This window comes from Nonomuraea basaltis, from assembly GCF_005893125.1.
Taxonomy (GTDB): domain Bacteria; phylum Actinomycetota; class Actinomycetes; order Streptosporangiales; family Streptosporangiaceae; genus Nonomuraea; species Nonomuraea basaltis.
In genome coordinates, this window is sequence record NZ_VCJS01000346.1 from 1 (window position 1) to 9,226 (window position 9,226).

The 9,226-nt window shown below is 69.2% G+C and carries 10 protein-coding genes and 1 pseudogene; 7 read left to right on the plus strand and 4 right to left on the minus strand.

What is annotated here, in order from left to right; translation table 11 throughout:
* The 4 genes and pseudogenes from EJK15_RS64495 to EJK15_RS72230 all read left to right on the plus strand — a co-directional run.
* Nucleotides 1–218: pseudogene (locus tag EJK15_RS64495) on the plus strand (ABC transporter ATP-binding protein); the annotation flags it as partial.
* Nucleotides 219–223: 5 nt separating this feature from the next.
* On the plus strand, nt 224–2,014 hold the full coding sequence (locus EJK15_RS64500; RefSeq protein ID WP_138720131.1) for an ABC transporter permease: 1,791 nt from the start codon (nt 224–226) through the stop codon (nt 2,012–2,014).
* A 217-nt stretch (nt 2,015–2,231) separates the two neighbouring features.
* Nucleotides 2,232–3,308, plus strand: a complete 1,077-nt coding sequence (locus EJK15_RS64505) for a hypothetical protein (RefSeq protein ID WP_240778027.1) — start codon at nt 2,232–2,234, stop codon at nt 3,306–3,308.
* Nucleotides 3,305–3,442 (plus strand): hypothetical protein, encoded by a 138-nt coding sequence (locus EJK15_RS72230; RefSeq protein WP_171075331.1) that lies wholly within the window; start codon nt 3,305–3,307, stop codon nt 3,440–3,442. The genes EJK15_RS64505 and EJK15_RS72230 overlap by 4 nt, the downstream gene beginning before the upstream one ends.
* Here the strand turns inward: EJK15_RS72230 and EJK15_RS64510 are convergent.
* From EJK15_RS64510 to EJK15_RS64525, 4 genes are all read right to left on the minus strand, one after another.
* Entirely contained in the window at nt 3,430–3,993 is a 564-nt protein-coding gene (locus EJK15_RS64510) for a peptide deformylase (RefSeq protein ID WP_138720132.1), read from the minus strand. The two genes, EJK15_RS72230 and EJK15_RS64510, sit on opposite strands and share 13 nt — an antisense overlap.
* A 73-nt stretch (nt 3,994–4,066) precedes the next feature.
* Nucleotides 4,067–4,318, minus strand: coding sequence for a peptide deformylase (locus tag EJK15_RS78270; RefSeq protein ID WP_138720133.1), 252 nt, complete (start codon nt 4,316–4,318; stop codon nt 4,067–4,069).
* A gap of 306 nt (nt 4,319–4,624) precedes the next feature.
* The gene (locus tag EJK15_RS64520; protein ID WP_138720134.1) at nt 4,625–5,584 is read right to left on the minus strand and encodes an alpha/beta hydrolase; all 960 of its coding nucleotides are present in this window, start codon (nt 5,582–5,584) and stop codon (nt 4,625–4,627) included.
* Nucleotides 5,585–5,678: 94 nt separating this feature from the next.
* Nucleotides 5,679–5,996 (minus strand): putative quinol monooxygenase, encoded by a 318-nt coding sequence (locus EJK15_RS64525; RefSeq protein WP_138720135.1) that lies wholly within the window; start codon nt 5,994–5,996, stop codon nt 5,679–5,681.
* A 143-nt stretch (nt 5,997–6,139) separates the two neighbouring features.
* On the opposite strand from EJK15_RS64525, the gene EJK15_RS64530 reads away from it, so the two are divergent.
* From EJK15_RS64530 to EJK15_RS64540, 3 genes are all read left to right on the plus strand, one after another.
* The gene (locus EJK15_RS64530) at nt 6,140–7,045 is read left to right on the plus strand and encodes an AraC family transcriptional regulator (RefSeq protein WP_138720136.1); all 906 of its coding nucleotides are present in this window, start codon (nt 6,140–6,142) and stop codon (nt 7,043–7,045) included.
* Between the two features lie 155 nt (nt 7,046–7,200).
* Nucleotides 7,201–7,950: an SDR family oxidoreductase gene (locus EJK15_RS64535; protein ID WP_138720137.1), complete on the plus strand. Its 750-nt coding sequence runs from the start codon at nt 7,201–7,203 to the stop codon at nt 7,948–7,950.
* 707 nt (nt 7,951–8,657) lie between these two features.
* Nucleotides 8,658–9,026 carry a DUF805 domain-containing protein gene (locus EJK15_RS64540; protein ID WP_138720138.1) on the plus strand — a complete coding sequence of 123 codons (369 nt, stop codon included), beginning with the start codon at nt 8,658–8,660 and terminating at the stop codon, nt 9,024–9,026.
* Nucleotides 9,027–9,226: the final 200 nt, after the last annotated feature.

The following is a 9,226-nucleotide window of genomic DNA, read 5'->3' on the forward strand; positions in this document are numbered from 1 at the left end:
CCGGCAACCTCGACACCGCCGCCACTCTCGACATGCTGAGGATCTTCCAGGAGCTGCGTTCGGCGGGGCAGACCCTCGTGATCGTCACGCACGACGAGCGGGTCGCGGCCACCGCGGATCGGCTGGTGTCGATGCGCGACGGGATGTTCGTCGACGACACCCGGCTGGACGGCTCCCCCACGCGCGGGCTCGGCGGGCTGATCGGGCTGGAGGGCTGAACGTCATGGGCTCCATCGTGCTCGTCGTGCGCCTGGTGCTCGCCGACGTGCGGCGGCACAAGGTCCAGGCCGTGATGCTCCTGCTCGCGGTGACCGTGGCCACCGCCACGATGGCACTGGGCCTGTCCCTGCGCGGCGTGAGTGACGCGCTGTACGAGCAGACCCGCGCGGCCACCGCCGGGCCGGATGTGGTGGCACTCTCCGGCGACACGGGCCCCGCCGTCACCTCGGCCCTGGCCTCGCTGGCGAACGAGCCGGAAGTCACCGCCCACCATGGCCCCTATCGCATCGTCTACGCCGACCTCACCACGCGCGATTCCACCTCGTCCCCAGTGGTGGTGCAAGGCTTCGCCGAGAAGCCCGGCACGGTCAACCGGCCGCTGGTGACCTCGGGCCAGTGGGTACGCTCCGGCGGCACGGTCCTCGAACGCGGTTTCGCCACCGCGCTGGGCGTCGGCGTCGGCGACCGCGTCACCATCGCCGGCCGGTCGTACCCCGTCGTCGGGATCGCCGTCACCGCGGCCACCTCCATCTACCCCTGGGCGGCGCAGATCGGCCCGGGCGGTGGCCCCAGCGACTACAGCGGCCTGGCCTGGATGACCCGATCAGATGCCCGGGCCCTGGCGTCGTCCCAAGATCTCCCGGTGACCTTGGCCCTGGACCTCAAGCTGCGCGACCCTGCCGCCACCGAGGCATTCATCGACGCCCACCACCTCTCCACCGTAAGGATCACCTTCCACTCCTGGCAGTTCAGAGCCCAGCGGGACATGGCCATCCTCAGGGGCACCCAGCCGATCCTGGTACTCGGAAGCTGGCTGCTCAGTTTCCTGGCCGTCACCGGGGTGGCGGCGCTGGCCGCGGGACGCGCCGTCGAGCAGACGCGCCGGGCCGGGCTGCTCAAGGCCGTCGGTGCCACCCCCGGTCTGATCGCCGCCGTCCTGCTCACGGAGTACCTGGCCGTGGCGCTGCTGGCCGACGTGCTGGGGCTGGTGATCACACGCCTGACCGTGCCCGTCATCGCCAGCCCCACCGCCAGCAGAATCGGCGACATCGGCGGGCCGACCGGCCCCGTCATCGCCGCGACGACCGTCCTGGCCGTGGCGGTGGCGGTGCTGTCGGCGCTGCGTCCCACGCTGCGGGCCCTGCGCACCGCGACCGTCGCCGCCCTGGCCGACGCCGCCCACCGGCCGCGGCGCCGCCCGTGGCTGACCGCGCTGTCCGCGCTGCTGCCCACGCCGTTCCTGCTCGGGCTGCGGCTGACCGCCCGCCGTCCGGGCCGGGTGGTGCTGCAGGCGTGCTCGACCGCCACCACGCTGATCGCGCTCACCGGTCTGCTCTCCCTGTCCGTCCAGTCGTCGAGGGGCTACGGCCTGAACGGCTCCACCGCCCTGCCCAACCTGCGGGCCGAGAACGCCAGCCACCTGCTGATCGCGGTCTCCGCCCTGCTGATCGCCCTGGCCGTGGTGAACATCATCGCGTTCACCTGGACCACGGCGATGGAAGCCCGCACGAGCCTGGCCGTCGCGCGTGCGCTCGGCGCCACCCCCGGACAGGTCTCCGCGGGGTTGTCCATCGCCCAGCTCCTACCCTGCCTGCCCGGCGCCATCATCGGCATCCCCCTGGGCATCGGGGTGTTCTCCGCCTTCAGCCCCAGGAACGCGGTCCTCGCGCCGGTCTCCTCGATGCTCATCGCCGCGCTCGCAACCCTCCTGGTGACGGTGGCGCTCACCGCCCTGCCCGCCCACGTGGCGGCCCGCCGTCACGTGGTGTCGGTCCTCAGCACCGACACACCGTGATCGGCCGGCAGGTGGTGGGCAGCGGCGCGCAGCGCACTGAGCCCTGCACCAGCTCGTAGAGCATTGCCGGCGATCGCTGGCGTGCGCTGACGGGCACCCGGCGCACCGGGCTTTTTGGTATGAATCGAATTGATCGACACAAAGGAATCTCGAAGTGGTATCTGACGCCACCGGCACTCGGCGACTCATAGCCGGCACGAAAGAGCCCCGCGCGTGGGTGTCTCCCCGGACAGACCTGGTGACGGCGCTGCTCGGGGTATGGTTCGGGGTCGGCCTGATGATCGACGCCTGGGCGCACGCCAACCTGGCCGAGCTGGAGACGTTCTTCACCCCCTGGCACGCGGTGTTCTACTCCGGGTTCGCCGTCGTCTCCGGCTGGATCATCTGGCAGGTGTGGCGCAACTGGCGCGCCGGACGGCAGGGGCTGGCAGCCGTCCCCACGGGTTATCTTGCCGGGCTGGTGGCGATCCCCGCATTCGCCGCCTTCGGACTCGCCGACCTGCTGTGGCACACCATCCTCGGCATCGAGACGACCCTCGACATCTTCTTCAGCCCGTCCCACCTCGGCCTCATCGTGACGATGCTGCTCATCATCACGACACCGCTGCGCTCGGCGTGGAACGCCCCCGATGTCGGTGCCCGGCCGCGGCTCGGCCGCCTGCTGCCCGCGCTGGTCGGGCTCGCGTTCGCCACCGCGCTGGTGTCGCTGTTCCTGTCGTACGGCGACGCCTTGCAGTACCGGCCCCAGGCAATCGTCCAGGCGTTCTCCTTGGCGCAGGACTCGGCCGCCGTGCCACGGGGCGCTGGCCCCAGACCTGTCGCCGTGGGCGCCGATCGGGTGGCCGTCGCGATGGTCGTCACCAACGTCGTCATGCTCAGCCCGGTGCTGTTCCTGGTGCGCCGCTGGCTGTTGCCGTTCGGCTCGATGACCGTCATGTACACGATCATGGCGCTCATGCCGGGTGCCCAGACGGCCTTCCGTAACCTGCCGATCCTGTTGTCGTTCGTGGCCGCCGGGTTCGTGAGCGACCTGCTGATCCGCCGGCTGCGGCCGTCGGGTGAGCGGCGCGCCGCCTACTGGACCTTCGCCGGGCTGTCGGCCTTCGCCACCTGGTCGCTGTACATCGGGGTCGCCTCAGCCACCGGGGGCGGCCTGCCTGCCGTGCCCGAGCTGTGGACCGGCGCGCCGGTCGTCGCCGGGCTGATCGGGCTGGCGCTCGGGGCACTGCTCCTGCCCAACGCGGTCACTGCCGAGCCGGTTCCACACGGCGCGGCCGTCGCCGAGTGTGCATGATCCGAGTTCTGTGCCTCGCCGCCGCCCTCGTGCTGGTGCTGGCCGTCCCCACTGCTGCGCACAACGTCACGGCGGGGGCGGACCTGCGATCGTGCCTCACCGCTGAGGAACTACGCAGCGATCAGGCCTCATAGCTCCAGGCCGCCCCGGAACCGCGGTACTCCCTGACCGGGATCGGATCTACTCCGGGGCGCATTGTGGCCCGATACAGCGTCCCCGCGAGGTGGTCGACTTCGTGCGCTACCAGGCGGGCAAGTCCACGCTCGAACACGGAGACGCAACGGACACCCTCAAGGGTGTCGTAAGCGACCCGGAGGGCCAGCGCCCTCGGCACGAGCCCGCGGACGTCGAAGAAGCTGAGGCACCCCTCGAACTGCTCGTCGGTCTCCGTCGACTTCTCAAGCACCACGGGATTGAGGAGAACCAGGGGCCCCAGCCCTGGTGGCCGGACGATGGCGGCGGCCCGTCCCTCGCCGATTTGGGGAGCGGCGATGCCCATGCCTTTCGCGAAGTCGTAGACGGCCGCTACGCGGTCGGCGGCCGCGGTCAGCTCGCGGACGACTCTGGACGCCTCCTCTAGCTCAGCCGGGAACACGAACGGGCGAGCGGCTTCCAGCAACACGGGATCACCCTCCTGAACGATCCCAACTGCCCGCAACAGGTCTGTCAGATTCTCACTCGGCATCAGCACAACTCTCCTCTACTACCCGACCAAGCCAGGCAATCGACCACTCACGTCAACGGCATGCCGCCGACGTCTAACCAGCAAAGACAGGACCCCTCACCACAGCAGCGCCGGATAGCAGGTGGTCGACTTCGTGGCTGACCAGGCGGGCGAGGGAGTCGGTGAACACGGTGACGGATGCGGTGCCGTTGAGGCCGGTGTGCTCGACTTCGAGGCGGAGCAGGCGGGGCACCATGCTGCGGCCGTCTAAGAAGCTGAGGCGGCCTTCGTACCGTTCGTCGGTGCCGCCGACGCTCGCCGACGACCTTGGGGTTGAGCAGGACAAGGGTCGGCGTCGTCGCTGGGAGGCTGGATGATCGCCGCGGCCCGAGCCATTCCGATCAGGGAAGCGCGGCTAGGCCCACGCCCTTGCCGAACACGTGGTGCTCGCGGACCCTGGCCACCGCGGCCAGGCCATCAGGTCAGCCATGGCTAGTGGATCACGACTTGGGAGAGGCGGGCAGGGGGTCGCGTACAAGCTCGGCAGCGGCGTCGTAACCCTGCTCATCCTGTGTGGGAGACCCACCGCTGATGGTCGCCGGGGCCGCCCCAGGCGGGCGCGCCCCATCTTCACCGACCCTCCGTTCGCGACTTATGCGGTCAGCAGTCGGGCGAGCCATTCGGTGCGGGTTCGGCGGGCCGTGACCGAGATGTTTGCCTGCGGGTACAGGGCGTCGAACCCGTGGAAGCCGCCCGCCCAGATGTGGAGTTCGGCCTGTCCGCCCGCCGCCCAGATGCGGGTGGCATAGTCCGTGTCCTCGTCACGGAAGACTTCGGCAGAGCCGGTGTCGATGTAGGTGGTCGGCAGGCCGGAGAGGTCCTCGGCGAGCGCGGGAGAGACGTACTCGGGCACCTCGTCGTCGGTGAGGTCGCCGAGGACCGCGCGCCACCCGAACTGGTTCATCTCGCGGGTCCAGACGCCGGGCCCGTCGGAGTACTGGCGGCTGGAGGTGCTGGTGTTGCGGTGGTCGAGCATGGGGCAGGTCAGTATCTGCGCGGCGATCGCCGGGGTGCCGAGGTCGCGGGCCAGCAGGGTGACACCGGCGGCGAGGCCGCCGCCCGCGCTGGCGCCGGCGACGACGATCCGGGCGGGGTCGATGCCCAGTTCTTCGGAGTGTTCGGCGATCCATTGCAGGCCCTGGTAGCAGTCGTCGACGAGGGCGGTGCCGGTGGCCTCGGGTGCGAGCCGGTAGTCCACGGAGACCACGACCGCGCCGAACTCCTCGAGCCACTCCAGTGGGATGTCGATCTGCGAGAAGCGGTCGCCCATGACCATCCCGCCGCCGTGCATCCAGTAGATGCAGGGTGCGGCGTTGGTGGTGCCGTCGGTGTTCGCGGGGCTGAACACCGACAGGGGGATCGGGACACCGTCTTTGGCGGGCACGGTGATCTCGCGCCGGTCGACCTGCCGGTGGGCGAGCAGGGACTCGATGGGCGTCGAGGGGAGCTGGCGCAGTTGCGCGAGTATTTCCGGGCTGAGCTGGGACATCAGCGGCATGTCGGCCAGGAGCTCATGCAGTTCGGGGTCCAGGGGGGGTCGTGCAGTGGTCATGGTCGTTGCCTTTCGTGGGGGGTGCCGGACGGTCGGACGGGGACGGGGACGCCTCGGCAGGCGCCGAGGCGGCAGGCCGGGGGCGATCCGGGGTTCAGAAGGCGGCCTTGCCGCGGACCGGGACGTAGTCGGTGAACTCGGACTCCTTGGCCAGCAGTCCGTCGATCTGCGCCACGATGGCCTGGGCGGCCTCGCCGGCGAAGATCCGGTGGTGGTCCTCCTCGCTGGTCCAGCCCTCGGTGACGTGGACGACGTCGGGGGCGGAGGCGGAACGGGAGACGAGATAGACGACGCAGTGTTCGCTCGCGCCGGGGCTGCCCTCGTCCAGGCCGGTCAGCAGCAGGTCAACCAGCCGGTCGCCCATTCCGGGCCTGGCGGTCAGGGTGGCGTTGAAGCCGTACTCGGCGATCATGGAGGCCTTCTTCTGCGTTGATGGAGTGAGGTGATTCCATTCAAAAGGGTTGACCTGCGAAAACGTAGAACGATGCTCGCTACTGCTTGCACAATCCTCCCGACTACGGGAGCCCGGATGTCGAATGGTGCTGCAATGGACGCATGCACCTCGAAGAGCTCCGCACCCTGCTGACCCGGCATGCCCGCCCCGACTGGACCACCGCCATCGACGGCGTCCTCATCTCGAAGGTCGACCGGCCGGATCCTCCGGCACCCTCCATGTCCGGCACAGTGGTCGCAGTCATCGCCCAGGGCGCCAAACGCCTCGCGCTGGGTGACCGGGTTTATGAGTACGGCGCCGGGCAGTACCTGGTCGCATCCGTCGATCTGCCCGTCACCGGGCAGTTCACCCAGGCCGACCCCGGGCGGCCGGCCCTGGGCTTCGGTCTCACGCTGGAACCGTCCGCTATCGCCGAACTGCTGCTGCAGACCGGTCCCGGCGACACGCCCCGCGCCGGCGGTGGCGCGCCATCGGGGATCGCCGTCAGCGACGCTCCGGCCGCGATGCTCGACGCGGTGGTCCGGCTGCTGCGCCTGCTCGACGAGCCCCGCGACCGCGCCATACTGGGCCCGCTGTTCAAACGCGAGATCCTTTGGCGCCTGATCACCGGTGAGCAGGGCGCGGCGGTACGCCAGCTCGGCCTCGCCGACAGCGGTCTCAGCCATGTCTCCCGGGCCGTGCGCTGGATCCGCGAGCACTACGCAGAACCGTTCCGAGTCGAAGACGTGGCACGTCTGTCCGGCATGAGCGTCTCGGCCTTCTACCGCAACTTCCAGGCGGTGACCGCAATGAGCCCCATCCAGTTCCAGAAACAGATCCGGCTCCAGGAGGCCCGGCTGCTGCTCGCCACTCACCCGGGCGACGTCACCGGAGTCGGCCACCGCGTCGGCTACGACAACCCGTCGCAGTTCAGCCGCGAGTACCGCCGCCAGTTCGGCGCACCCCCGAGCCGGGACGCGGCTCGCTTGCGCAACACCGGACGCAACCCCGCAGGCGTTCTGGCTTGAGCAGGCTGGACTGCGGAGGAGGATCGTGCAAGAGGAAGCGAGAATAGTTCTACTGTATTCGCAGGTCAGAGCGATTCAATGGGATCACCGGTTCTCCCGCAGGGCAGGAAAATGCCTGTCCATCGCGGATCCCACCACATCGTAAGGATCACAGCATGAAGACAGTTCTGATCACTGGTGCCTCGTCCGGATATGGGCGAGAGACCGCCCTCTACTTCCACTCGCAGGGATGGAACGTCATCGCCACCATGCGCACGCCGCGTGCAGACGTCCTGCCTGAGTCGGGCCGGCTCCGCGTCGTCGAGCTCGACGTGACCAAGCCCGAGGGCATCACCGCTGCGTTCGAGGCGGCGGGACCCATCGACGTCCTGGTCAACAACGCGGGCGTCCCATCGGTCAGCGTGTTCGAGGGCACCCCCATGGCCCGAGTACGGGAGGTCTTCGAGACCAACACGTTCGGCGTGATGGCGACGACACAGGCGGTGCTGCCCCAGTTCCGCGAGCGTGGCTCCGGCGTGGTGGTCAACGTGACCTCCAGCGTGGTGCTGGGCCACATGCCGCTCTCGGCCGTCTACAAGGCGAGCAAAATGGCCATCGAGGGGTTCACCGCATCCCTCGCACTCGAACTCGCGCCCTTCGGTGTGCAGGCGAAGACGGTCGAGCCGGGCGCCTGCCTGACGACGGACTTCGCAGTCAAGGCGACGAACGGCGCCTCGCTGGACGAGCTGGTCCCGGCGCCCTACGCGCCGTGGGCGAAGAAGGCCATGGGCGACTTCACGGGCCAGGATGTGTTCACCAAGGAGAGCGACGTGGCCGAGACGGTGTGGCGAGCCGTGCACGACACGACCGGCCAGCTGCGATTCCCGGCCGGTCCCGACGCGGTCCGGCTCGCCCAGGCGAAGTGATCAGCCAGCAGACGTAGCGTCTGCCCCATGTGCTCGGGGCCGCCAGCCACGGTCAAGAGCCGCAGGACGGAGCCGAATACGCTCTTGTGCTGCCAGATGGGCGGCCCGCTGGCATGTAGCGCTTGAACAAGGCGATTCCAAGGTCGGCGACAAATGCTGCGTCCCCCCGGCTTTCTCGCAAGCCGCATCCGCCGTCACGCGAACCACAGCAAACCGACGAATCCGGATCAATACTGGCTGCCCAAGATCGAGCCCACCTGCAGATCCCAGGAACGAGCTCAAGTCCCTCCGCTGACCTGGGCGATCGTCAACGCGTGTACTTCATGACAGCTTCGTTACCGACACCCCGACGTTCGTCGACGCCACCGGCGGCAGCCTCCTCGGCTAGCAGGCTGTCCCGGCACATCGGCGGGGCTGCTCCCGGAAGTAGTCGGTGCCGAGGCCCTGAACGGGGGTCCGGGTGCACGCCCCATGAGATGTGACGGTTCATCAACGAACGCGGTCCTCCACATCAGGTTCGCTGCGCCGCGATCGTCATCGGCCCGGCGAACCCGGGCCCGGGCCCCATAGAGCGGCTTCGGCGAACCCGCCCGCTGATGCTTCGTCAGCCTGCGCATCTGACCGTGGGAACGGTGCAGTACGGCTGGAGCACGTTCCACTCCGACGGTGTCCCCCTGAGTTTCTGCGAAAGGATCGCTGTGACCAGCATGTCGTTCGCTGCCGCGGCACGCGTGTGCCTCACCGCCAAGTACGCCACGCTTTCCGGTCGCGCCCGGCGCTCGGAGTACTGGTGGTTCTCACTGCTGTACGTGAGCGCCGCCGTCGTGCTCGTCGGGATCAGCTTCGCGATCAAGGTCCCGCTGCTGAACGTCCTCCTGCTGTCGCTCATCGTGCCCATGCTGACGGTCTCCGTCCGCCGGTTGCACGACACCGGCAAATCCGGCTGGAGGATGCTCATCGCCCTGATCCCGGTCGTCGGCCCGGTCGTCTACCTCGTGGGCATGATGGCGGACAGCGCCCCAGGCGCCAACCAGTACGGCCCCTTCCCCAAGGCCGCCGGCTACCCCGTCGACTGAGCCGGTCCTGCCCGCCGCCCCGACGTGAAAGACATCTGCCCGCACACGGGCCGGGCCCGGCTCGCTATGACCGCGCCCGCGTGCTGCTCGACAAGTACGCCGGACTCGAGAACCCTCGCACCGCCATGCGCATCCGCCCTTCCCCCGGCACCCGAACCCGTCACATCATCATGCGCACGCGACGCTACACACCGCCACCG